Origin of the sequence: Treponema pedis, from assembly GCF_017161325.1 — a bacterium.
Taxonomy (GTDB): Bacteria; Spirochaetota; Spirochaetia; order Treponematales; family Treponemataceae; genus Treponema_B; species Treponema_B pedis.
On record NZ_CP045670.1, the window covers coordinates 1,640,242 to 1,664,858 of the forward strand.

The window sequence follows — 24,617 nt, forward strand, 5'->3', positions numbered from 1 at the left end:
TATAAATATTCTAGCTATATCAAATGGACAGCGATTGAAGCAGTACATGCAGTGAGGCAAAGCCGAACTTCCAGGCAAATCCTTTTTGCGGTGTGTGTAAACAAATGCGGTTTTTGGAGCGGCAGCGTAAACGCTTACGTAAAAACACCGCCTGAAGCACATGCAGTAAAAAGATTGGAGCAGTATTGGTGCAGCAAGCCGATAGACGCAGCTTCGAAGCAAGCGCGGTGCCGATACTTGTTTACTTTTATATTTTGTGCAATAATAAAAGCTATAAGGAAGCTTCAGGATTCTTAAGGGCAAGGCGCTTGCACCGGCCCTTAAGAAGCAATTTTGAAGATGGGAGTGGCAGACAGTTTGAGCATATAAAGTACATACCTTACGGGGAACTATGGACTTACAAGTCAAAAACTGCCATGCTGTTTTTGACGACGTATAATAATTTCCTTGCAAAGCAGTCCGAAGGACTGATAGAAGAGACTGCATCGGGTATTGATAAGTTACCCTTTAGGTTTACGGGTAAGGAACTTGACGAAGAGACGGGGCTGTATTATTATGATGCAAGGTACCTTGACCCGAAGTATAGTAGGTGGTTAAGTGGAGAGCCGGCGCTTAATGATTATATGGCTGGTTCTTCTGTCAGCCAAGGTGGTATATATAATACTGTCAACTTTAATGTATACCATTACGGCGGAAATAATCCAATTAAATATGTAGATCCAAATGGAATGTTTCTGGAAGTCAATGATAATGGAGATGGAACATACACTGTGTATGGTGGAGAAGCAAATTCTGATAAAAATATTTATATCATGAAGGATGGGAAGCGCTCTGGTGATGTTCTTGGGCAAATGTTAACGGAATATTCTTTTTTTGATGATGATGCCTTAGTTAAAGGGGCTGTAATAGATACAAATGATATGTCAGGAAGTGATTTTCTTAACGATATCGAAAAAAATACACCGGATTTATTTTCTTATATGTATAATGCAAGAAATGGTGAAAAGTATGATTTTAAGGATATAGAGAAAGGTGATAGAAAAGGTAATGATTTAAATAAACATCGTCATAGAGGAATGCAACTTGGAACCGATAAAAATGGAAATAAACTTTTTGGCACTGCACGTGATGTTGGAAACTACACTGCAGGATATGTAGCTGGGAAAAACGGACTTTACTGGGGGGAGGCAAGACTTGGTTTTGATTTCTATCAATCTTTGAAATCTAAAAAAATATGTACGGAAGGGCCTGCTAGTCAGGCCGCGCAAAGATTAGGCTATGGCATAGGATGGAACACCCCTAAGGGGAGAGCAATTCGTGGATATCGTGATAAGCGAGATGCTACCCTTAGGTTTTATTAATTTCATAGTGAGGTAAAGAGATTGAAAAAATATAAATACATAAATTTTATCATTAGTATTCTTGTGTTAATTTTTGTTTTATTGTCTTATTATATGAAAAAACGATTTGGACTTATTTTGTCTACTTTGATAGTGATTTTCATCTTTGTGAATTTTATCGTATATTCATTATTTATATTATGCTCACAAAAAAAACAGTATTCTATTATCATTTTTCAATTATTGGCAGTTATTCTTTTTTATCTGATATTCAAATTTAATTTAGCAGATACATTTGCTTTACTTATTGAAGTTCCAAAAATTGAGAGAAGGGTAGAAAAAATAAAACAAATATATGGGCTGGAGAGTTTCCACGTATTGGATGATAATACAGAGATAATCGATGGATATATACTATTTGCATGGGAGCCTGGATTTCTTGATTACCAACAGGTCTTAGTTTATGATGAAAAAAATGATTTAAAAGATGTGAAGAACGGGAAAAAAGTAATTTCTATAGGAAAATTATACGTTTTAGAAAAAGCAAAAGATTGTTTTTATTTATGCCTCTTACAAGAGTAAATTATATATGTGTAATACATATATCTTTTAGTAAAATATTATGAAACCAAAATTTTGCATTTATCCACAGCCTAGTTATCTCACCTTTCGGACAGCGATTGAAAGGAAGCGGCAGCGGAGCCCTGAAAAGCGCAGTGCTCCATCAAAAACCGTACATCCTTGTACCTTTTTCATCTCAGAGTTTTGCGTACGCAAAACTCTCAAGGCTAAAACCGCCGCCGTCCATGGCGGGGGCTGGTATACGTCGAGCTCGTTTTACGTAGCGACGCAGGAGATGCCCGCATATTTTCAAAAGAGGAGACGGGGCTGTATTATTATGGCGCGAGATATCTTGACCCAAAGTACAGTAGGTGGCTGTCAGGCGACCCTGCACTAAGCGACTACATACCGCAAGCACCGGTAAATGACGAAGCAAAGAAGCATAATGAAAACCTGCCGGGTATGGGAGGCATGTTTAACGTTGTAAACTTGCATGTATATCACTATGGGGGGAATAATCCGATTAAGTATATTGATCCGGATGGAAAGAAGATAATTGTTGGAATTATTATTGCAAAAACCGGTATTGAGCTTTTTGGGCAACATGCTTTCATAATGGCTATTGATGAAAAAAATCCTAAAAATAGTGTTATGTTAGATGCATCAGGTCAGTATGGGAATACTTTGAGAACTTCTGATACAATTTCTGGTGAGCAGTATAGTATTACAATTCAAGCCTATTTAAACTATTGGGACTCTGACGAAAAAAAAATTAAAACTATGATTTTAAATATTGAAGGAAGATTTTTTTTATCATTTGCCAGCAAGGCTTCTTTGCTATTAAAGGCTTCCGGATTATTTAAAGGCATAAATCATCGAAATACTCCAAAAAAATTATTAAAAGATTTGCAGGATTATGCTAAAAAAAATTCAGGAAAAGTAATAAAGAGAGAGTATGATATGAAGACTAATAAAGAAATTGTGATTGAGATAAAAGATGATAAGGAAACAAATAAAAAAATAAGTGATAGGTGAATATATGATGAAAAATAAGTTTCTATTATCTTTATGTTTTATAATTTTTTATTTTTTAAATTTTTTTGTTTTTTCTAATGTTTTTTATATATCACAACAACATTATAACGAAATAAAATATATAGTAGTTTTTTATGGGCTTTTTTTTGCGATATATTTTTATTTTTGGAAGAAAACTATAATAAAAATATTATTTCCGGTTTTTAGTATTGGAATTTATTATATTTCCATAATAGTTTTTAAAATTTGTTTTTATGCTAGAATAGGAAAGAAATTAGATTTGACTATTATAAAGCCCGATTTTAATGAAGTTATTTTAATTTTTATTATAGTTTTGATTATCTTTTCCTTCGCTTTTAGTATTATTATAATGAATATGATAGGTAAACATAAAAAATATAGGTGACGTATGAGTATTTTTATAGTAGTATTTTTTAAGGACTAATATAAATTATGAAAACAAAACTTTACATTTATTCACAACTTAACTATCTCACTCCATAGACAGCGATTGAAGCAGTACATGCAGTGAGGCAAAGCCGAACTTCCAGGCAAATCCTTTTTGCGGTTTGCATAATCGAAAAACAAGCTCTGACCGGAGGGAAGAGCCTTGCCTGTGAAGACAAATGCAGCAAAAAGATTGGAGCGGTATTGGTGCAGCAAGCCTATAGGCGCAGCTTCGAAGCAAGAGCGGTGCCGATACTTGTTTACTTTTATATTATAATGATAAACAAGTATCGGCAGTCTGCCAAAAGAAGATTATTACTAAACAGCCCTACTGACAGGGCTTTTGAAAATAGACATGTTGGATGCAAGGAGCGAGAAAAAATTAACCGCAGGCGTATCGGGTATACGTCGAGCATTTATTTTTACGTAGCGACGCAGGAGATGCCTGCATATTTTCAAAAGAGATGACACATACGGATAACCATGGAGATAATGATGAGCAAAAGGAAAAGAGATACTACTATCACAGTGACCACCTTGGAAGTGCACAATTCGTAACTGACTGGAAAGGCAGACAGTACGAACACATTGAATACACACCTTACGGTGAGTTATGGGTAGAGGAAACTGCACCTGGAATAGATAAACTTCCCTTTAGGTTTACAGGTAAGGAACTTGACGAAGAGACGGGGCTTTACTACTATGGGGCGAGATACCTTGACCCAAAGTACAGTAGGTGGCTGTCAGGAGACCCGGCGCTAAACGATTACATACCTAAAGCACCGATAGACGATGAGGCAAAAAAACATAACGAGAATCTGCCAGGTATGGGTGGAGTATTTAACATTGTAAACTTGCACGTGTATCATTATGCAGGCAATAATCCGGTGAAATATACGGATGGGAGGCAAACTGCTGCTATAGGTCTAGCAAAAATTTTGTCAAAAATATGGGCTGTTGCTTTTGCTGAACCAACACCTGCTGGTGAAGTTATAGCAGCGGCAGCTACTGTATGTATACTATATCTCTATTTTGTAGACAATGCGGAGTCAAGCCTCACTATTTTAGAAACACCTGGTTCGGTTAATACTATAAACCCTAAAACTGAATTTCCTGTATATGATAGTAATAAGACTATTGATGGTTTCCCTGAAACAAATAAAAATAATGTGCATAATACTTTTCCAGATATAGATAGAAGTACAAATATATTTGAAAAATATATTCCTGCTCCAGATAGTATTCCTGATATTCCGGATGCGAAGATTGCAAAAAGAAAAACTCTTGTGCAAAAAGGTGGAGCTTTAAGGAAACGGTGGAAAGATGATAAAGGAAATATATATGAGTGGGATTCACTGCATGGTGAATTAGAAAAATATAATAAACGGGGAATTCATCAAGGTGTTGTTGATCCCAATACTGGAGAACAGATTGAAACGCCGAAAAATGATAGAAAGGTGGAACCATAAATGACTAGATGTATTAAATATTTTGATAAAATTTCTGAAGAATATGTAGGAATGCATGAACTTCCTACAACTATCAGCTTAAATGACCTTACAGAATTTTTGGGTGCTAGAGTACCAGAATATGATCCGATGCTTTATTATTGTTATGAAATTTACATAACTGATCGTCCTTTTTATGAAAAAATTTTAAACATAAATTTGGATTTCGATAAATATGATTACTTCTTGGAATGTGATGCTTAATTAGTATGTTAAGTAAATTTTTTAAAGAAAATATATTGCCGCTTTTACATGAGGATAGCAAAGATTTTATTTCATATACAGGCGATCTTATGAAGATTTCTTTTATGATAGATAAGGAACGTAATGTAGACACTCCTGAAATACAAAATTTTTTTTTAGGAGATGTTTTATTTAATTATAAGATGTCTAAAGAAGAAATGGAATACACATTGAACATTTTTAAAGACCATATAAGAAAACATACTAAATATGATTTATTTTGTGTATCGTTGTTGGGGAAATATCCTGATGAAAAAGAGTATAATTTTTTGTTCGAGCAACTTAAGCTATATATGCCAATGGATATTCCGCTGTCCGTCGAACTGATAAAAGCTTGTAATAATTATACTGTAGACGAGGAATTTATATATTTTTTGAAAGAGCTGCAGCACACAATATTTCAAAAAGAATTCAGAAAATTTATAACTGACATTATAAATTTTTATGAACATAGAATATCTGTGTTAGATTTTCCAATGGTTTATTATGATAACTATGGAAATAATAAGTATGTGCAATGGGGTTAACTTTACGGTAATGAGATATTTATTAGGTTGAGAATAAATTATGAAAACCAGTTATTTATTAAAGCAGTCTAACTATATCTTCTTCAGGACAGCGATTGAAGCAAAAATCCTTTTTGAGTTGTGTTTAAATAAAAAGCAAGCTCTGACCGGCGGGAAGAGCCTTGCCTGTGAAGACAAATGCAGCAAAAAGATTGGAGCGGTATTGGTGCAGCAAGCATATAGGCGCAGCTTCGAAGCAAGCACGGTGCTGACACTTGTGTACTTTTATATTTTGTGTAATAATAAAAGCTATAAGAAAGGTTCGGGATTCTTAAGGGCAGAGCCCTTAAGCAGCAGTTTTGAAGATAGGAGGGGTTATAGGGGAGGAAAGAAACTTTTATCTGACAAAAGTGTCTTTTCACCCCTAATAGACTTTAACAATTTCTTTACGATACATATTCCGATATACGACAAAGATAACCCGCAAGGCTTGCGAGTACACAAACACATATTCGTAGGAAACAGCCGCCTTGTAACGGCAATGACGCATACAGATAATCATGGAGATAATGATGAACAACGAGAGAAGAGGTATTACTACCACACTGACCACTTAGGAAGTGCACAATTCGTAACGGACTGGAGAGGGAAGCAATACGAACATATTGAATACACACCCTATGGAGAACTGTGGATTGAAGAGACTGCACCGGGAATAGATAAATTACCGTTCAGGTTTACAGGGAAAGAGCTTGACGAAGAGACGGGGCTGTACTACTATGGGGCGAGGTACTTAGATCCGAAGTATTCAAGGTGGCTGTCAGGAGATCCGGCGCTGGGTGAGTATATGGCAGGTTCTTCTGTCGGTGAAGGCGGTATTTATAATACGGTAAACTTTAATGTTTACCATTATGGCGGAAATAACCCGATTAAATATATTGATCCTACGGGTATGTATACATTAGATACTGAAGATAATGCCCCAATAATCATTGTCGAAAAGGACGATAATTTATGGAATATTGTTAAAGGACAGTCTCCGAATTTATCTGATAAAGAAATTCAATCTAGAGTAGATGATATTGCAAAACTAAATAATTTAAACAATCCAAATTTAATAAAGCCAGGCGATAGACTAAAAGCTCCTGATTCTGTTATTCCTGATATTACGGATGATTTAATGGCAAAAATGGAAGCAAACGCCTCTGATTCTGCTATTCTTAATCCATTTACATTCAGAAAAAAAGTTAGAAATAAAGGTGATTGGGATTATAAAAATCAAAAGGGAACTATATATGAATCTGGAAAGTATAATAATTATTTTTTTAATGGTGAAATTATAACAGGAGATGCACCTGGAAATATTAATTATGGATATGTTGGAAAGGCTGCTTGGTGGGCATCAGAAAAATTATTATTTAAACAAGCTGGAAAAGCACAAAAGGCAGCAGGAACCTCATTACCAGAATGGGATAAACCTCCATATTATGGAGATGATCCAAATGATTATAATATGATAAAAAAAGGAATTCAGTTATATGAAAAGAGAAATAAATAAACTTTTATTTTTATTTTTCCTGGTGTTTCTTATTTCTTGTACTGAAGATTCTCAAATTGATGTAAAGCAGGTGCTTGAAGTTAATGACTTCAATGTTATTGTATTTGTAAAAAATGTTGGAGCTACATCGGATTATTCTATGAACATTAGTATTATTGAAGGGAATAAAAAAATAACTAATAGGGATAAAGGAAATATTTTTATTGCAAAAGGAATGAGAAATGTATTTATTAAGTTAAAAGATAATAATATAGTTGTTAGTCATTCTTATTCTGATAAAGATATATTTTATAAAATTGATTCGTATTATGGTTATAATTTTGTTTATGAAAATAAACCATTGCATTTATTCACAGTCTAACTATCTTATTCTGACAGCGATTGCAAGGGAGCAAAAGCAATTTATAAAAATTGCTTTTGCCGTACATCTTTCCGCAGTAATTTCTGCAGGTATATGCCGAAGCGAAAGCGGAGCCCTGAAAAGCGCGGTGCTCAATTTTGTTTTCTTCATAATACTAAAAAACAAAATTGAGCAGTCCGCCGCTCAAAGATGCTTACGCACCTTTGAACTTCGAGTATTCGATAAAACATCGAGGATTAAACCTTTAAATTTACTGAATGCCCTCACTGACAGGACTTTTGAAAATAGACATGTTGGATGCAAGGAGCGAGAAAAAATTAACCGCAGGCGTACTTTATGTACGTTGAGGATTAATTTTTTTGAAGCGACGCCGCAGACGGCGTGTATATTTTCAAAAGAGGACGAACACGCACAAAGGGTGTACATACGTTACGGAAACGGAGTGGAAACAAGATACAAGTACGATGAAAAGCGGCGTTGGCTTGATACAATAGAAACTGAAAACAAACAAAGTCAAGACGTTTTTCAAAAAATAAAGTACTCATTTGACCCTGTAGGAAACGTCCTCGGTTACACGAATGATGCAAGCACTTATGAGACAACTCAAGCGTACAAATACGATAACCTATATCAACTTATAAGTGTAGAAGGAGAGAGTAAACAATACAAGGGGAAAAAATACTTCGGAATGAGTCCTGTAAACATAGCAAAGTACAAACAGGAGTTTAACTTCGACATCATAGGAAATATGATGAATAAAATGAGCACGACTAATTTATCGGGAAGTAGGGGAAATGCATATAAGAAAGCCGACCTAGATTACAACCTAGATTATGAATATGACAGTAAATATGCGCACAGGTTAATAAGAGCGGGGAACAGGTATTATCGTTATGACGGTAACGGAAACATAACGGCGGAAAAAGACGGACCCTTTAGTGAAGAGGAAGAGTTTATATTTACCTATAACTATGATAAAGAAAGCGGAGTATACTCAACCGATTACGGCTTCGGTCTTGACGCCCCTAAAGAAACGGAACAGACGAACCCGCAAGATCTTTTTTCTTACAGGCGGAACTATATGTGGACTTACAAGTCAAAAACTGCCATGCTGTTTTTGGCGATGTATAATAATTTCCTTACTCAGCAAGCCCGTAAGGGCTTGAACGAAAAAAATTTACTCACTAAATCGAGCGATAAAAACTACACGGTACACTATCGCTACGGTGAAGACGGGAAGAGAGCGTTAAAGTATACTGAAGAAGGAAGAAGTGAAACGCTATACTTTAACAATTTCTTTACGATACATATTCCGATATACGACAAAGATAACCCGCAAGGGTTAAGGGTGCATAAACATATCTTTGTCGGTAACAGCCGCCTTGTAACAGCGATGACCCACACGGATAACAGTGGAGACAATGAAGAGCAAAAGGAAAAGAGATACTACTATCACAGTGACCACTTAGGAAGTGCACAGTTCGTAACAGACTGGAAAGGCAGACAGTACGAGCATATAGAGTATACGCCGTACGGAGAACTCTGGATTGAAGAAGTTGCTGCGGGATTGGACAAACTGCCGTTCAGGTTTACGGGGAAAGAGCTGGATGAGGAGACAGGACTGTATTACTACGGAGCTAGATACCTTGACCCGAAATATTCGAGGTGGCTGTCAGGTGATCCGGCTTTAAATGACTACATACCAAAAGCACCTATTGACGATGATGCTAAGAAACATAATGAGAATTTGCCGGGCATGGGAGGAGTATACAACACGATAAACTTACATGTATATCATTATGCGGGCAATAATCCGATTAAGTATACCGATCCTGATGGGAGGGATATAATTTTGTTGAATCAATCAGTGGCTTTAGATATTGGAAGATTTAGTTTTGGTCACAATGCTGTTCTTGTGGAGAACGATAAAGATGGATGGGGCTATTATTCAAAAGAGAATCCATTAAGTAATGTAAGGATTGATGCTGCAACATTAGCTGATTTCATAAAAGAAAATAAAAAATTACTTAGTAAGTATGATAAAGGCTGGAGAGTTACAACAGATTCAAATACAGATAAAAAAATGAAAGCTTATGGTGATAAAAATTATTCAAAAATTACTCTGTAAGCGAAAAAAAGTAATGGATAGTAAAATTGAACTATACTTATATCTTATGAAAAATAACTTAAAATTTCCTGATGCTAATGAAAATTCTTCTGAAAACTGTGTTGATTTGACTGCGGGGATTATAAGTGCTGGTGATTTAAAGATAGAAAAACCAAAAGTAAATCATCGTCCTTTTGTTGGTGAACATACTGATCCAAATTTACAATATGAGGAATTTACTAAAGAATATGTAACAGGAAATAAATTTTATACATTGGATATTTTGAGGTGATTTTATGTCAAGAAAGAAAAATCATACCTCTATTAGAATTTGGCTTATTGGATGTGTATTTTTTCAAAATATAGTTATGTTAATAATTTTTGCACGGATGAATGGAAGTAATTTAATTTTGTTATTTATTAAAGAATTGATAAAACCTCGCGGCTTCTTTTTTTTAGGTTTTTTTATTAGTATAATTATTTCTATCGTAAGTTATGACAACTTAAAAAAATTTTTGAAAGATGTTATTATATTACATAAGATACTACTTGGTATTGGCTGTATTATCTACATAGGAAATATTATTTTAGGTTTAATTTCAGTCAGATATTATGTAGGAATTTTTATGATACCTAGTATTTTTCTATTTACATATGGATACTTTATTATTGTATTTGATATTGGATATGTGTTAGGTTCCATATTGATAATTAGTTTGAAAAAACTATGTAAAAAAATTATTTAAAATAATATGTTAATAACTAGAAAATAATATATATAATTTTATAATTAAGGTTTTGAAAAACTAGAAAATGAAAACTACTTATTTATTCAACCAATCCAACTATCTTCCTCGGACAGCGATTGGAAGGGAGCAAAAGCAATTTATAAAAATTGCTTTTGCCGTACATCTTTCCGCAGTAATTTCTGCGGAAAGATACCGAAGCGATAGCGGAGCCCTGAAAAGCGCGGTGTTCAATTTTGTTTTCTTCGTAATGCTAAAAAACAAAATTGAGCAGTCCGCCAAAACAAAACTATTATTAAACAATCCTACTGACAGGACTTTTGGAAATAGGTGGAGCAGATACAAGGAGCCTAGTAAAAATAAAGCGGAGGCGTATCTGGTATACGTCGAGCATTTATTTTTGCGTAGCGACGCAGGAGATGCCCGCATATTTTCAAAAGAAGAAGATGTATACGGAATAGATTACGGCTTCGGTCTTGACGCCCCTAAAGAAACGGAACAGACAAACCCGCAAGACCTTTTTTCTTACAGGCGGAACTATACATGGACTTACAAGTCAAAAACAGCGAAGCTGTTTTTGACGACGTATAATAATTTCCTTACTCAGCAAGCCCGTAAGGGCTTGAATGAAAAAAATTTACTCACTAAATCGAGCGATAAAAACTACACGGTGCACTACCGCTACGGTGAAGACGGGCAGAGAGCGTTAAAGTATACTGAAGAAGGAAGAAGCGAAACCTTATACTTTAACAATTTCTTTACGATACATATTCCGATATACGACAAAGATAACCCGCAAGGCTTAAGAGTACACAAACACATATTTGTGGGGAATTCAAGATTAGTAACTGCAATGACGCATACGGATAACCACGGAGATAACGATGAGCAAAAAGCAAAGCGTTACTACTACCACAGCGACCACTTAGGAAGTGCACAATTCGTAACCGACTGGCGAGGCAGACAGTATGAGCATATAGAGTATACACCTTACGGAGAGCTATGGATAGAAGAAGTTGCTGCGGGAATTGATAAACTGCCGTTTAGGTTTACGGGGAAAGAGCTTGACGAGGATACAGGACTTTACTACTATGGGGCGAGGTATCTTGATCCTAAGTATAGTAGGTGGCTGAGTGGTGATCCTGCACTGAATGATTATATACCCAAGGCACCCATTGATGATGAGGCTAAAAAGCATAATGAAAACCTACCTGGAATGGGCGGGGTGTTTAATGTTGTAAACCTTCATGTGTATCATTATGCGGGAAATAATCCGGTGAAGTATGTGGATCCGGATGGGCGGGAAATTTTTTGGGTGCAGGGTGATGGTGTAAGTGATCAAGATTTTAAAAAGATACAAAATTATGCAAAAGAAATTGTTGCATCAAATACAGAAGCTGGAAAAAGATTTGCTTATTTAATAAACTCAAAAGATAGTTTAGTTGTTATAAATGTAAAAACTTCTGGAGACACAAATGCTGCTGCTACAAATTGGGATAATGCTCAGAATGGTAAAGGTAGTGATACCATTGTTAATATCAATATAAATGATATAGGAAAGTATAAAGATGGTATACAAAAAGACTTAAGGGCATCTTTGGTTCATGAGATATCAGGACATGCGTATTCAAATGCGCAAGGTACCAGTACTTATGACGGAAGTGGAAAAAGCAAAAAAACATCGCGAGAACAATGGATGGGATTATTCTACGAAGAACAAAAAGCTGTAGCAATGGAAAATGAGTATCGTAATTTTATTGGTTTACCTCAAAGAGCAAAATATCAAAATCTATGGGATATGCCCTTGTATAATAAAGAAACAAACTCATGGTTTGTTAAACCTGGAGAATTTGATGCCTTTGGTGGGTATAGGTCTATACCAGGTGGAGCTGCCGAGAGATGGAAATAACGAATATGTCAAAAAAAAATTATTTTTTATTGTTAATTTTTGCTTTTGCAAAAATAATTATTGCTGAAGATTTAACTATGTTTTCGGTAAATTTGGAATATGATGTACCGAACGAACAAAATATTTTGTTTGGAGAGACTTGCTCTCTGGCATTAGACATCGTGGAAATTAAAGCTGATGATATCTCTATTGATAGTTTTGAAGATGTAAGAGATATAACATTTATAGATGTTAGCTATCAAAAATCTTTCGAAGCAAAAGCAAAAATAAAAATGTATTGGTATTTGATAGGAGATTATTATATATATAATGATGGAAGAGGTATTTTATTTATAGAGAATAAAAATGGTTTTTATCAACCATATACAAATTCTTTTAGAATACCTGCTACTACAAAGTTATTAGAAATTAGATATCGTGTGCTTCTTCCTGATGTAGAAAAGAATAATGAAAATTTAAAGATATCATTACCAGAAAATGGTAATTATACAAAGGTTTATAGTTATAAAGTATTAATTAATACTTTATTTGAAGATTGAATGTGGTATGAATACTAGAGATAATATAGCGGTTTTGTAAAATAAATTGTGTAAGTAATGGAAGTTTTAAAGGAAAGCCTGAGCAAATGCCAGGGTATATACATAAAACAATCAGATCTATGCCTAAAGGAGATATATGATAATTGGAAATAAATCAAAATTTGCTGTTGAATTATTATTTGATGAGTTTTATGATAATAATTTTATTGCATCTGGAGCATATCGCATTTTTCTAAATGGTTTTCCTTATGGTTATGAATATCCTTATTCTACTTTATACGGAGGTATAGTATTTGGTCTTAAGAATCTCTTAACAGAAAATATAATGAGAAAAAATTTTTTCCATAAATATTCTGATTATGAAATTGCTGTAAATTATCAAAAAGCGACTTATGAAGATAGTGATAATGATGCAATAGGCAAAACATATTTGGGAATTGATAAAAAAAACTTTATTAATAGTTTTTTTGATTTGAGGGATTATTCTGAGTCGGCATTTGATGATGGAAGTTTTATGTTATTGTTTCGTAATGAAGCTTTTGTAAAGCTGATTGGTTTTCAGATGACAATTGAAACACGTGAGATAATAAATGTGAATAGTATTATAATGTCGAGAAAGAAATTTGATAATATTATAAAAAGAACATTGAAAACAATACTTAGTGAATGTTCTAAAAATAAAAAGAAATAAAAAGAATTTATTTCTTTTTATTTATAAGAATAGTGAAAGTATTTGGCATTGATTGGCAATGATAGATAGCACAGAATGTTAATATGAATATGGTAAATATTTACTTGCCAAAGATGGTGAATATAGCAAAATAAGATGCCGCCTTTGGATAAAGAAAGCAGCACGTAATGGAAATGAAGTAACAAAGCAATTAGTAAAAGAATTAGGAGAAAATGAAGAGTAGTTATTTTTATTCACAACCGAACTATCTCATTCGGACAGCGATTGCAAGGGAGCAAAAGCAATTTATAAAAATTGCTTTTGCTGTACATCTTTCCGCAGTAATTTCTGCGGAAAGATACCGAAGCGACAGCGAAGCCCTGAAAAGCGCGGTGCTCAATTTTGTTTTCTTCGTAATGCTAAAAAACAAAATTGAGCAGTCTGCCGCTCAAAGCTGCTTACGCAAAAAGCTATCACTATCTGAAATCCTCACTGACAGGGCTTTTGAAAATAGGCGGAGCAGATACAAGGAGTTAGGCAAAAAAGTACCGCAGGCGTATCGGGTATACGTCGAGGACACTTTTTTGCCGTACGACGCAGTAATTGCCCGCATATTTTCAAAAGAGATGACGCATACGGATAACCACGGAGATAACGATGAGCAAAAAGCAAAGCGTTACTACTACCACAGCGACCACTTAGGAAGTGCACAATTCGTAACCGACTGGCGAGGCAGACAGTATGAGCATATAGAGTATACACCTTACGGAGAGCTATGGATAGAAGAAGTTGCTGCGGGAATTGATAAACTGCCGTTTAGGTTTACGGGGAAAGAGCTTGACGAGGATACAGGACTTTACTACTATGGGGCGAGGTATCTTGATCCTAAGTATAGTAGGTGGCTGAGTGGTGATCCTGCACTGAATGATTACATGGCTGGTTCTTCTGTAGGAGAGGGCGGTATATATAATACGGTAAACTTTAACGTATACCATTACGGTGGCAATAACCCAATTAAATATGTAGATCCAGATGGTTTGAGCCCATCAGATTTAGAAGCTGCATATATGGCTAATGATGTTTATGCATATGCGGCTGGGAAAAAAAATGAGAAAGATTTGCCTGGTGGATGGGAGCGAGAAAGTATCGAATATTTATCAAATGGTAATAAAGGTGGAGCTATAGGCGTGTATTCTAGAGTTGTAGATGGAAAAAAGGAATATACATTGGCTAATAAAGGTACAGATCCTTTATTTATGGCTGATTGGAGAGAAAATATATCTCAACCCTTTGGAAAATCAGGTGATATGATGGCATCTATTGATTTTGCAAAAGAATTTGTTAAAGATTATTCTGATTCAGATATAACTTTTACTGGTCATTCTAAAGGCGGTGCTGAAGCTGCTGCAAATGCGATTGCTACAGGAAAAAATGCTGTGATTTTTAATCCTGCCACCGTAAATCTTGCTTCTTATGGTTTATCGTTAAAAAATTATAAAGGAAATATGAGTGCCTACATTGTTAGAGGTGAAATTTTGAATAATATTTTCGGGGGGTTGTCGAAACCGATTGATAAAAAAATTATGCTTCCGATTCCATGGTCATCAGTAGGATTTAATCTTTTATTAGGACGGCGCAATATAATATCATCTATTAATAATCATTCTATGTCTTCGGTAATCAAAGGCATGGAATGGAAAGGGATAAAATAATGAAAAAGAGAATTATAAGTATGAGCATTATTTTTATATTTTTTTTGCAAGCTTGTTCGGTAATTGATGATTTATATCTAGTGCAAAATGCAATAGATAATTTTAAAGGAACACAAGGATATGAAATTGCAAAAGCCGTGATGCATGAAAATGTTCCAAAAATAAAAGAAATATGCATGGAAAATTCCGGTGCTATGTATGTGGAGGATAATGAATATCACTATACGGTGCTTCATTGGGCTGTAGGGCTTAAAAAATTTAAATCGGTCAAGGCATTACTGGAGGCCGGTATGAATCCGAATGTGCAGTCATCGGTTGGAGGAGAAACTCCGCTTTTTATTGCGACAAAAAATGAAGATGTTGATATTACATTTTTGAAACTGCTTTTAGATTACGGTGCGGACCCTAATATCGGAACAACAGCTGTTATTCTTCCCGATATGATTCAAGCGGATGGGAGAAGTACTCCTGTTTTCAGTTCATTTATCGACGGACAAACTCCGCTTATGACACTTCCGACACTTTATATCCCCGCAAAAAAAGCAAATCCGGCAAAGGCGAAATTCCTTATAGAAAAGGCTCACGCCGACATAAACAAAAAAGATATTAACGGGTCTACTGCGGCAATAAGAGCTTTAAGGTTTTCGGATATTGATATGGCATATTACCTCATTGTTGAATGTAAAGCAACGGTAACCGATCCCTATTATTTTCCCGAATCCGTTAGAGGCAGAGAACGTAAAAAAATACCTCAATATCCTGTTTATGCTTTGAGAGAATGGCTATATCCTCTTGATTCGCCTGAATATAAAAAAAAGATGGATATCGTTAAGGAGTTTGAAAAACAAGGTGTTGATTATTGGAATACATCTATACCTGATAGTATACTCACTAAAATCAGGGACTTGTATCCTGATAATTGGAAAGAGTATTCGGAAAAATATTAATGGAAAACTTTATTTTAAGTTTATCGATAAAGAGATAATTAATATAAACAATGAAACCAAAACCTTGCATTTATTCACAACCGAACTATCTCATTCGGACAGCGATTGCAAGGGAGCAAAAGCAATTTATAAAAATTGCTTTTGCTGTACATCTTTCCGCAGTAATTTCTGCGGAAAGATACCGAAGCGACAGCGAAGCCCTGAAAAGCGCGGTGCTCAATTTTGTTTTCTTCGTAATGCTAAAAAACAAAATTGAGCAGTCTGCCAAAAGAAAGTTATTATTAAATAAAAGCATCTTATCAGAGGTTTTTCCGCTTACGGACAGGATGGACGGAAGCGGAAAAATAATGCCTTTTGGAAATAGACATGATGGATGCAAGGAGCGAGAAAAAATTAACCGCAGGCGTACTTTATGGACGTTGAGGATTAATTTTTTTGAAGCGCCGCCGCAGACGGCGTGTATATTTTCAAAAGAGATGATACATGCAAATAACTACGGCGATAACGAAGAACAAAAGGAAAAACGTTACTACTACCATAGTGACCACTTAGGCAGTGCACAGTTTGTAACCGACTGGAGAGGGAAGCAATACGAGCATATAGAGTACACGCCTTATGGGGAACTATGGACTTACAAGTCAAAAACAGCAAAGCTGTTTTTGACGACATATAATAATTTCCTTGCAAAGTAGCCCGAAGGGCTGATAGAAGAGACTGCACCGGGGATTGATAAGTTACCGTTCAGGTTTACAGGTAAAGAGCTTGACGAAGAGACGAGGCTGTATTATTATAGTGCAAGGTACCTTGACCCGAAGTATAGTAGGTGGTTAAGCGGTGATTCTGCGTTAGGTGACTACATTTCAAAAGATTAAGATGGTGGTTCCGGGGGAATTTACAATACAACCAACTTAAATGTGTATCACTATGGAGGTAATAACCCTATTACTTATACTGATCCGGATGGAATGGAAATCAGAGCTATAGGTGAAGATGGAAACACTTATATATGGGATGATGAAAAGAATGATTTTTACAATAAACGTACACGTGAATACGGAACAGGAGATGAATTTATAAATTCCGTGAAAGATAGTTTTATTTATTTGAAAGAAAGCTCGTATGCAAAAGATATTATAGAAAGCGTTTCGCAGGCAAAAAACATTGCCACAATAAAAAAATCTCATATTACAAGATATAGTATACCTAGATTCTTTGCTTCTAAAAATATAAATATATTTTATGATCCCGATTCAGTATATTTTATAAATGATGGAACTGGTTCTTATGGAAGCCCTGATACGGCATTATTTCATGAAATCTGCCATGCATATGGACACTTAGTTGAATATAAATTACAAGAACGTATTAAAGATAAGAGTGTTGAGTATAAATGGTATAATGCAGAAGAGTATAATGCCGTTCAAATGACAAATCGAGCAGCTATATAGCTAGGTGAACCTATACGAAGTGACTACATTTCTGCAGGTTTATTCCCTATGAGCTTTAAAGAAGAGCCTGTACCACCAAGATTTAAAAATAATCAAGGAGGAAAATGATGATGAAAAAAAAATTATTTTTGAGCTTGATGATTACTGTAATTTTAACATTGTTTTCGTGCAAATCCTATAAATTGGAATATATAAAATATAAAAATCAAATTGATGAAGTCGAGTTGGTTAATATTTATATTGTAGACGGCAACTGGTTTTGGGGTGAAGAATGTTTTTTTGGCGGAAGTTCGCCATACCATGATTTGATTTCAGAAGAAAATATTAGAAATAGCAATCCTATAAAGATAGAATTACCCGAAAACAGTGCTCAGCTTGCACGCTTTATGACTTTATTATATTCAGCTAAACGGGCAAAAATAAGAAATAATAAAGTAAAAATTAAATATTATAAAGGTATTAAATTGTATTGGGAGGGGGGAATGATAATAGACGTTTATTACAAAAATCTGAAATGTATTAAAGATACATATATTATGCAGAATGGTGAAGCTGTATTTTATAAGAAAGGTGAAGAAGGACTTTATTATAAAATGCCCAAATTAATTTTAAATAAATACTATGTTAGCAATTCTGAAGTTTTTGTATACGAAGAAGATTGATGTTAGGTTTACAGGTAAGGAACTTGACGAAGAGACGGGGCTGTATTATTATGGTGCAAGGTACCTTGACCCGAAATATTCAAGATGGCTGAGTGGAGACCCTGCATTAAATGATTATATACCCAAAGCTCCGGTAAATGATGAAGCTAAGAAACACAACGAGAACTTACCGGGTATGGGAGGACTGTTTAATGTTGTAAACTTGCATGTGTATCATTATGCTGGGAATAATCCGGTGAAGTATATCGATCCGGATGGAAGGGAAAATTATGATGCTTCCATAACTAAAGAACAATATGATAAGTCTTGGATGCTACAACGAGAATATACATGGGAGCAACTTCAAGATTTTTTTAAAGAACATCCTGATACCGTATTGCACAGGTATGAAGATGAAGTTTCATTTCGAAAGTTATCTAGTAGAAGCGAAATTGTTGATCCGAATAGTGCTAATATGATTTTGATGGATGCTATTCTAATTGGAAAAAGTCTTTTTAAGCTGACAAAATTAATTACTACTAAACTTCTTGCAAAGCAAGCAGCGAAAAAAATAACAGAAGAAGTAGTTGTAGTAGGAGGTCGTGAATATTCTAAGTATGCTTTAGAAAGAATGGCAGAAAGAAATATTGTTCCAATGGTTGTTGAAGAGACTATAAAAAATGGTATAAAATCTAATGGAAGTAAACCTGGGACTTTTGTATATCTGACAAAAGAAGCTAAAGTTGTTGTTAATGAGGTTGGTAAAGTCATAACGGTTATGAAAAAATAAAGAGGTTATTATGCGTTTTGATTTGTATGTTTGTAGAATTATTGAAGAAATAATTAAATTTTATTATAAAGATATAGATATTGATGAATTTTTAGACAATACTTGGGGGCTGTTTAAGATTATAAAAGATGATTCAGATGAGGTTTTTCAAGATGAATTTTTTCAATATTGGTCATATTTTGAAGAAATATTTGCATCTGGTTCTGAACAACCATTTTACAATGAAGTACATTGTAAAATGTTGTCGAATTTTAAATCTGCTATGAAAGTTTTTATATAAGGCTATGTGAAACTATGGTAAATAGGAAAATAAGACAGAGAATGATAATTTTTTTAATTGAGATTATAATGATTTTAAAATTACATGCTGAGGAAAATGATTTATCTGCTATAATATTATGGGAGCATGATGATTCACTTACGGTAGAATATTTAACTAATAATGATATTCAAACTATCTTAAAAACTAACAATCCTGAGATGATATTCTATTTTGATAATTTCAAAAAATTTGATGGTTATAAACAAGAATTTATATTTGAAAATGATAAATGGTTTGATGAATTTAAAAATAAATTTAAAGATATATCTAGTGTAAATAGTGATGGAAAATATTTTTTTTCTATTGTTGTACATAATAACATTATAATGACTGGTTTAAATAGAATAAACTGTATTAGAGCTAATCCTATGCCATTAGATGAATTAGGATTGCCATATATTGCTATGACACTAGAACATAATTTAAAACTTACTATGGATTATGTTAATAGCATTTTCGGTTATATTAATCAAAAAATAGAAAATGATATTTTGTACCGAAAAATTTTTGAAGACTATTTTAAAAATGAATAAGAAATTATATAAACTATGATTGATTTTTGAGAAATCAAATAGGATTTATAAAATTATGAAAACAAAACTTAGCATTTATTCACAACTTAACTATCTCACTCCACAGACAGCGATTGAAGCAGTACATGCAGTGAGGCAAAGCCGAACTTCCAACCCAATCCTTTTTGCGGTTTGTATAATCAAATGCGGTTTTTGGAGCGGCAGCGTAAACGCTTACGTAAAAACACCGCCTGAAAAAGACAAGTGCAGCAAAAAGATTGGAGCGGTATTGGTGCAGCAAGCCGATAGGCGCAGCTTCGAAGCAAGCGCGGTGTTCAATTTTGTTTTCTTCGTAATGCTAAAAAACAAAATTGAGCAGTCCGCCGCTCAAAGGTATTTACGCCCCTTTGAACTTCGAGTTTTGCCATTCGGCAAAACATCGGGGATTGAAGTTTTAAATTTACTAAATAGCCCCATTGACAGGATTTTTGAAAATAGGCCGATGAAAAATTACAGCCTTGTACCTTTTTCATCTCAGAGTTTTGCTTACGCAAAACTCTCAAGGCCAAAACCGCCGCCATCTATGGCTGGGGAGAGAAAAAAAATTAACCGCAGGCGTATCGGGTATACGTCGAGTTCGTTTTACGTAGCGACGCAGTAATTGCCCGCCGTTTCAAAAGAGCTTGACGAGGAGACGGGGCTTTATTATTATGGCGCGAGATATCTTGACCCGAAGTATAGTAGCTGGTTATCAGGCGACCCTGTCTTAGGTGAGTACATTTCGCAAGCTCCGGTAAATGACGAAGCAAAGAAGCACAACGAGAATTTACCTGGAATGGGTGGCATATACAACACGGTAAACTTGCATGTGTATCATTATGCGGGGAATAATCCGGTTAAGTATATCGATCCGGATGGACGGGATATAATTTTATTGAATAGAGAAAGCGGAGCTTTTGGTTTTGGACATAATGCTGTATTAATTGGAAATGATACTGATGGATGGATGTATTATAGTAAAGATGGTTATTTTTCTACAAATGAACCAGAAAAATTTGATACACTAGCAATTTTCATGGAGAAAAATAGTTCGACTTCCAATTATGGTTATAACAGAGGATATAGGATATCAACTAAGCCATGTGAAGATGAAAAATTGAAAGAATATGCAGATAAAAGATTTCCTTTGCCATATAGTATATTTGCAGGGAACATGGAGATGGAATTTGATATGACAGATGCGGGAATCATGGAAGGTTCGAAAGCTGTAATTACAATATACCCAGATAATATTAAAGAAAATTGTGCAGATTTAACAGGGAAAATTCTTGACCATGGTAAAAAAGGTAAGTTTTTCCTAATAAATTTGGATTTACATATCCAAATGCTCAATCTTAGAGGGGACAAGCAAACATGACTTTGTAAGCGGTTGTAATTATCCGCCTAAATTTATTGATAAGGACCATATATTGACCGCAGGTTTTGACGGCATCTTTTATATAAATGCGAAAGATCAAACGCTTATGCGGTATATCCGTATGCCGCACAAAGCAGCTTTTTGTTTTGACATCTTAGACAATACAGATATTATATTTATTTTTGATGGTGATATTTATACATATAATTATAAAACAGATAAGCGATATAAAAATGAAAATATTAATATAAAAGAGATATTTAAAGAATACAAACCTCCTGCATTTTATTCATGTCTGGCATATTCTAAAAAATACAATGTGATTTTATACAATGGTGTAAATTATAAAACTATTACTGAAAGTATTAACAATGCTGTTAAAAAATATTCAGTTATAACCAGTAATATTTATGCTGTAAATTTGAATACCAATAAGGTTAGTATAGTAGGAAGCGGAAAGGTTTCTCAAACTGATAAAGACGGCAATTTATATTATGCCGATAATAATATTATTTATGAATATTTTCCTGATACAAATAAATCAATAAATATTTTTCAACATAGTCAAGGAATTTTTGATTATTATTCAAATACTATTCGATGGTTTAAAAAAACAGAAAAGTATATTTTTATTATATTAGATGATTTTCCAAATTTTAAAGGAGCCGGTCAAAGCGTTTTATTCATATATGGCAATAGAAAAGGTAGGAAGATAAGAATAAAAGTAAGAGAAACCGTTCCCGATTATAAGTATAATGCAAATGATCCGAGATATCCTCACTTTAGACATGAAATGGATATTATGGAAATTGCAGAGAATTTGTAATAAAAATGCGTTTAAATTATAAAAAAATTAATTGAATGAGGTAAATGATGATTGAGCAAATATTTATTTTTTTATTTTTAATGGTGATAGGAAGTATATTCCTAATATTTAGAGCACTGGTTTTCAAAGAGTTATATAAAAAAAGTATTTATGTTTTTATCATTATCATGTATAATATATTCATGTTGATAGCATTATTGAAAGTTTTATTAAATTTTTAATGACACAATAAAATAAATTGTGTAAATGGTTTAGATGTGACTTGGTAGTATAAAACTACGACTGTCAAAATATAGAAAACTTAGAGGTAAAATTAAAAACTATTTAATTAAATAACTAAGTATTAAAAATATTATGAAAACAAACCCTTACATTTATTCCCAACCCAACTATCTCCTCCGGACAGCGATTGAAGCAGTACATGCAGTGAGGCAAAGCCGAACTTCCAGCCCAATCCTTTTTGCGGTGTGTATAAGCAAAAAGCAAGCTCTGACCGGAGGAAAGAGCCTTGCCTGTGAAGACAAATGCAGCAAAAAGATTGGAGCGGTATTGGTGCAGCAAGCCGATAGGCGCAGCTTCGAAGCAAGCGCGATGCCGATACTTGTTTACTTTTATATTATAATGATAAACAAGTATATGCAGTCTGCCGTTCAAAGGTGCTTACGCCCCTTTGAACTTCGAGTTTTGCCATTCGACAAAACATCGGGGACTGTATTTTTAAAATCATATTTTAATGATGATGATATATGGGAATTTTACGAAATAGCTGTTCCTGCAAGAATAAGCAATAATGTTGATAATAAATTTCATTGGCATATTATTTTCCTTGCTTCAAAAAACTATGAAAAATGCATTGTGTTTTTTAATTCAAAGTCTCAACATAACTTAGTGGGTAAATTGACCCCAGATGAATTTCATATTATTAGTAAACAAATAAATCTAAGCTTAATATCGAATAATAGTCATAAAAAATATTCTGATATACGAGGAATTAATCAACAATTTTATTTGCGTATATGTAATAAAAAGCATGCTAATGTTGTGTATGGAGATACTGCAAATGCAGAGACTTATATGTGGGCTAAACAATTATATTATTATTTTAATCAATTTGTTCCACAAAAGGATAGGCATTTTTATCGGATAGAAGAAGAAAAAACATTTGAAGAAAATATATTTGAAGTATGTGGAATTAAATTCAGTAGATTATAAAAAACATAGGAGCATATTAAAATGAAAATACCTAATGGTCCGTATCCTTTAGATTATTATAAACAATTACAGAATAAAGAAAGGGATATCGATGTTAATAAATAAGGCCCATAAATTGTTATACTGTATACTATTATCTTTTTCATTAGTTTCTTGTTACACAAAAATACATCAAACTATAGAGCAAAAAATTTATATTGATAATATTGTTTTAAATATTTATATTGATGATATGAGAGCTAAATTGAAATTAATAGGAATAGAAGAAGAAAAAGCTTTTTTTATATATGCTACAATTATCATTGACAATGTAAGTGAAAGGAATGGAAGTTTTGAATTACAAAAAATACGGTTATGTCATAATGAAAAAATTATTTCAACAATAACCTATTATGATACTTTTGTTTCTTTCCTTATGCAGCCGATAGGAATACAAAAAGGGGAAAGAAAAATTTATAAAATTTATTGGGTTGTAAATAAAAAGTATGAGAAACTACTTTTTAGTAATGACCTTAAGGTAGTATATGAATAAGTATTTAAAAGATGAGGAAGAGTTTATATTTACCTATAACTATGATAAAGAAAGCGGAGTATACTCAACAGATTACGGCTTCGGTCTTGACGCCCCTAAAGAAACGAAACAGACAAATCCGCAAGACCTCTATGATTACAGGCGGAACTATACATACACTTACAAGTCAAAAACAGCAAAGCTGTTTTTGGCGACGTATAATAATTTCCTTGCAAAGCAGCCATCAGGGCTGACAGAAGAGGCTGTACCGGGAATAGATAAATTACTGTTCAGGTTTACAGGTAAAGAATTTGACGAGGAGCCGGGGCTGTATCATTACGGCGCACGCTACCTTGACCCGAAGTATAGTAGGTGGCTGTCGGGAGACCCGGCGTTAAATGATTATATACCAAAAGCACCGATAGATGATGAGGCTAAAAAGCATAACGAGAACTTACCCGGAATGGGTGGCATATACAACACTGTAAACTTGCATGTGTATCATTATGCGGGAAATAATCCGGTGAAGTATATTGACCCGGATGGGAGAAGTGATGAATATACAATTGATGGAGATTATATTGGTCACATAAATGATAATATTGATGGTATTCATGTAGTTGAATTTACATATGTAGGTTCAGCAACATCAAGAAAGGATTCTCATGGATATCTAAAAAATCAAGATGGCTCAATTATGAGTGCTTCTGATTTCAATAATATTGTTGCTCTTATTTTTTCTGAAGCTA

At 34.0% G+C, this 24,617-nt stretch carries 22 protein-coding genes and 9 pseudogenes; all 31 read left to right on the plus strand.

Annotated elements, in window-relative coordinates:
- Positions 1–338: 338 nt before the first annotated feature.
- Positions 339–1,361 (plus strand): annotated as a pseudogene (locus tag DYQ05_RS13830) (RHS repeat-associated core domain-containing protein); the annotation flags it as partial.
- Positions 1,362–1,382: 21 nt separating this feature from the next.
- Positions 1,383–1,922 carry a hypothetical protein gene (locus tag DYQ05_RS07445; RefSeq protein WP_020965382.1) on the plus strand — a complete coding sequence of 180 codons (540 nt, stop codon included), beginning with the start codon at positions 1,383–1,385 and terminating at the stop codon, positions 1,920–1,922.
- 294 nt (positions 1,923–2,216) lie between these two features.
- A pseudogene (locus tag DYQ05_RS14615) lies at positions 2,217–2,459 on the plus strand (RHS repeat-associated core domain-containing protein); the annotation flags it as partial.
- A gap of 1,005 nt (positions 2,460–3,464) precedes the next feature.
- Positions 3,465–3,851: a hypothetical protein gene (locus DYQ05_RS13840; RefSeq protein ID WP_252723288.1), complete on the plus strand. Its 387-nt coding sequence runs from the start codon at positions 3,465–3,467 to the stop codon at positions 3,849–3,851.
- A pseudogene (locus tag DYQ05_RS14485) lies at positions 3,770–4,285 on the plus strand (RHS repeat domain-containing protein); the annotation flags it as partial. The gene DYQ05_RS13840 and the pseudogene DYQ05_RS14485, both read left to right, overlap by 82 nt.
- A gap of 267 nt (positions 4,286–4,552) precedes the next feature.
- A complete protein-coding gene (locus DYQ05_RS14720; RefSeq protein WP_420804809.1) occupies positions 4,553–4,852 on the plus strand; it encodes a colicin E3/pyocin S6 family cytotoxin in 300 nt (99 codons plus the stop codon).
- Positions 4,853–5,095, plus strand: a complete 243-nt coding sequence (locus tag DYQ05_RS07465) for a DUF7683 domain-containing protein (protein ID WP_024466061.1) — start codon at positions 4,853–4,855, stop codon at positions 5,093–5,095.
- A 5-nt stretch (positions 5,096–5,100) separates the two neighbouring features.
- Entirely contained in the window at positions 5,101–5,661 is a 561-nt protein-coding gene (locus tag DYQ05_RS07470) for a hypothetical protein (protein ID WP_020965387.1), read from the plus strand.
- A gap of 346 nt (positions 5,662–6,007) precedes the next feature.
- Positions 6,008–6,607, plus strand: a pseudogene (locus DYQ05_RS14620) (RHS repeat domain-containing protein); the annotation flags it as partial.
- Between the two features lie 222 nt (positions 6,608–6,829).
- Positions 6,830–7,198 (plus strand): polymorphic toxin type 44 domain-containing protein, encoded by a 369-nt coding sequence (locus DYQ05_RS14625; RefSeq protein ID WP_225969248.1) that lies wholly within the window; start codon positions 6,830–6,832, stop codon positions 7,196–7,198.
- Complete coding sequence (locus tag DYQ05_RS07490) at positions 7,179–7,559, plus strand: hypothetical protein (RefSeq protein ID WP_206183193.1); 381 nt, start codon at positions 7,179–7,181, stop codon at positions 7,557–7,559. The genes DYQ05_RS14625 and DYQ05_RS07490 overlap by 20 nt, the downstream gene beginning before the upstream one ends.
- Entirely contained in the window at positions 7,507–9,687 is a 2,181-nt protein-coding gene (locus DYQ05_RS07495) for an RHS repeat domain-containing protein (protein WP_252723289.1), read from the plus strand. Before DYQ05_RS07490 ends, DYQ05_RS07495 begins: the two co-directional genes overlap by 53 nt.
- A gap of 13 nt (positions 9,688–9,700) precedes the next feature.
- Positions 9,701–9,958, plus strand: coding sequence for a hypothetical protein (locus tag DYQ05_RS07500; protein ID WP_206183194.1), 258 nt, complete (start codon positions 9,701–9,703; stop codon positions 9,956–9,958).
- A 4-nt stretch (positions 9,959–9,962) separates the two neighbouring features.
- The gene (locus DYQ05_RS07505; protein ID WP_024466162.1) at positions 9,963–10,412 is read left to right on the plus strand and encodes a hypothetical protein; all 450 of its coding nucleotides are present in this window, start codon (positions 9,963–9,965) and stop codon (positions 10,410–10,412) included.
- A 67-nt stretch (positions 10,413–10,479) separates the two neighbouring features.
- The gene (locus DYQ05_RS07510; protein WP_252723290.1) at positions 10,480–12,321 is read left to right on the plus strand and encodes an RHS repeat domain-containing protein; all 1,842 of its coding nucleotides are present in this window, start codon (positions 10,480–10,482) and stop codon (positions 12,319–12,321) included.
- Entirely contained in the window at positions 12,312–12,860 is a 549-nt protein-coding gene (locus DYQ05_RS07515) for a hypothetical protein (protein WP_024466007.1), read from the plus strand. Before DYQ05_RS07510 ends, DYQ05_RS07515 begins: the two co-directional genes overlap by 10 nt.
- A 136-nt stretch (positions 12,861–12,996) precedes the next feature.
- Complete coding sequence (locus DYQ05_RS07520; RefSeq protein WP_020965392.1) at positions 12,997–13,551, plus strand: Imm42 family immunity protein; 555 nt, start codon at positions 12,997–12,999, stop codon at positions 13,549–13,551.
- 605 nt (positions 13,552–14,156) lie between these two features.
- Positions 14,157–15,242 (plus strand): annotated as a pseudogene (locus DYQ05_RS14725) (RHS repeat domain-containing protein); the annotation flags it as partial.
- Positions 15,242–16,189 carry an ankyrin repeat domain-containing protein gene (locus DYQ05_RS07535; protein WP_187289342.1) on the plus strand — a complete coding sequence of 316 codons (948 nt, stop codon included), beginning with the start codon at positions 15,242–15,244 and terminating at the stop codon, positions 16,187–16,189. The pseudogene DYQ05_RS14725 and the gene DYQ05_RS07535, both read left to right, overlap by 1 nt.
- 50 nt (positions 16,190–16,239) lie before the next feature.
- Positions 16,240–17,163: pseudogene (locus DYQ05_RS07540) on the plus strand (RHS repeat domain-containing protein); the annotation flags it as partial.
- Positions 17,155–17,637 (plus strand): M91 family zinc metallopeptidase, encoded by a 483-nt coding sequence (locus DYQ05_RS07545; protein ID WP_206184117.1) that lies wholly within the window; start codon positions 17,155–17,157, stop codon positions 17,635–17,637. The pseudogene DYQ05_RS07540 and the gene DYQ05_RS07545, both read left to right, overlap by 9 nt.
- 107 nt (positions 17,638–17,744) lie before the next feature.
- Positions 17,745–18,299: a hypothetical protein gene (locus tag DYQ05_RS07550; protein WP_206183195.1), complete on the plus strand. Its 555-nt coding sequence runs from the start codon at positions 17,745–17,747 to the stop codon at positions 18,297–18,299.
- Positions 18,292–18,591, plus strand: a pseudogene (locus DYQ05_RS14635) (RHS repeat-associated core domain-containing protein); the annotation flags it as partial. The gene DYQ05_RS07550 and the pseudogene DYQ05_RS14635, both read left to right, overlap by 8 nt.
- A gap of 487 nt (positions 18,592–19,078) precedes the next feature.
- Complete coding sequence (locus tag DYQ05_RS07560; protein ID WP_020965399.1) at positions 19,079–19,348, plus strand: hypothetical protein; 270 nt, start codon at positions 19,079–19,081, stop codon at positions 19,346–19,348.
- 68 nt (positions 19,349–19,416) lie between these two features.
- The gene (locus DYQ05_RS07565) at positions 19,417–19,923 is read left to right on the plus strand and encodes a hypothetical protein (protein ID WP_206183196.1); all 507 of its coding nucleotides are present in this window, start codon (positions 19,417–19,419) and stop codon (positions 19,921–19,923) included.
- A gap of 55 nt (positions 19,924–19,978) precedes the next feature.
- Positions 19,979–20,563, plus strand: coding sequence for a hypothetical protein (locus DYQ05_RS07570; protein WP_206183197.1), 585 nt, complete (start codon positions 19,979–19,981; stop codon positions 20,561–20,563).
- 15 nt (positions 20,564–20,578) lie between these two features.
- Positions 20,579–20,833: pseudogene (locus DYQ05_RS14640) on the plus strand (RHS repeat-associated core domain-containing protein); the annotation flags it as partial.
- 538 nt (positions 20,834–21,371) lie between these two features.
- Positions 21,372–22,145, plus strand: coding sequence for a hypothetical protein (locus DYQ05_RS07580; RefSeq protein WP_020965401.1), 774 nt, complete (start codon positions 21,372–21,374; stop codon positions 22,143–22,145).
- Between the two features lie 354 nt (positions 22,146–22,499).
- Entirely contained in the window at positions 22,500–23,357 is an 858-nt protein-coding gene (locus DYQ05_RS13860) for a hypothetical protein (RefSeq protein ID WP_252723292.1), read from the plus strand.
- A 91-nt stretch (positions 23,358–23,448) separates the two neighbouring features.
- Positions 23,449–23,889, plus strand: coding sequence for a hypothetical protein (locus DYQ05_RS07590; protein ID WP_206183198.1), 441 nt, complete (start codon positions 23,449–23,451; stop codon positions 23,887–23,889).
- A gap of 10 nt (positions 23,890–23,899) precedes the next feature.
- Positions 23,900–24,415 (plus strand): annotated as a pseudogene (locus tag DYQ05_RS13865) (RHS repeat-associated core domain-containing protein); the annotation flags it as partial.
- Positions 24,416–24,617 lie beyond the last annotated feature (202 nt).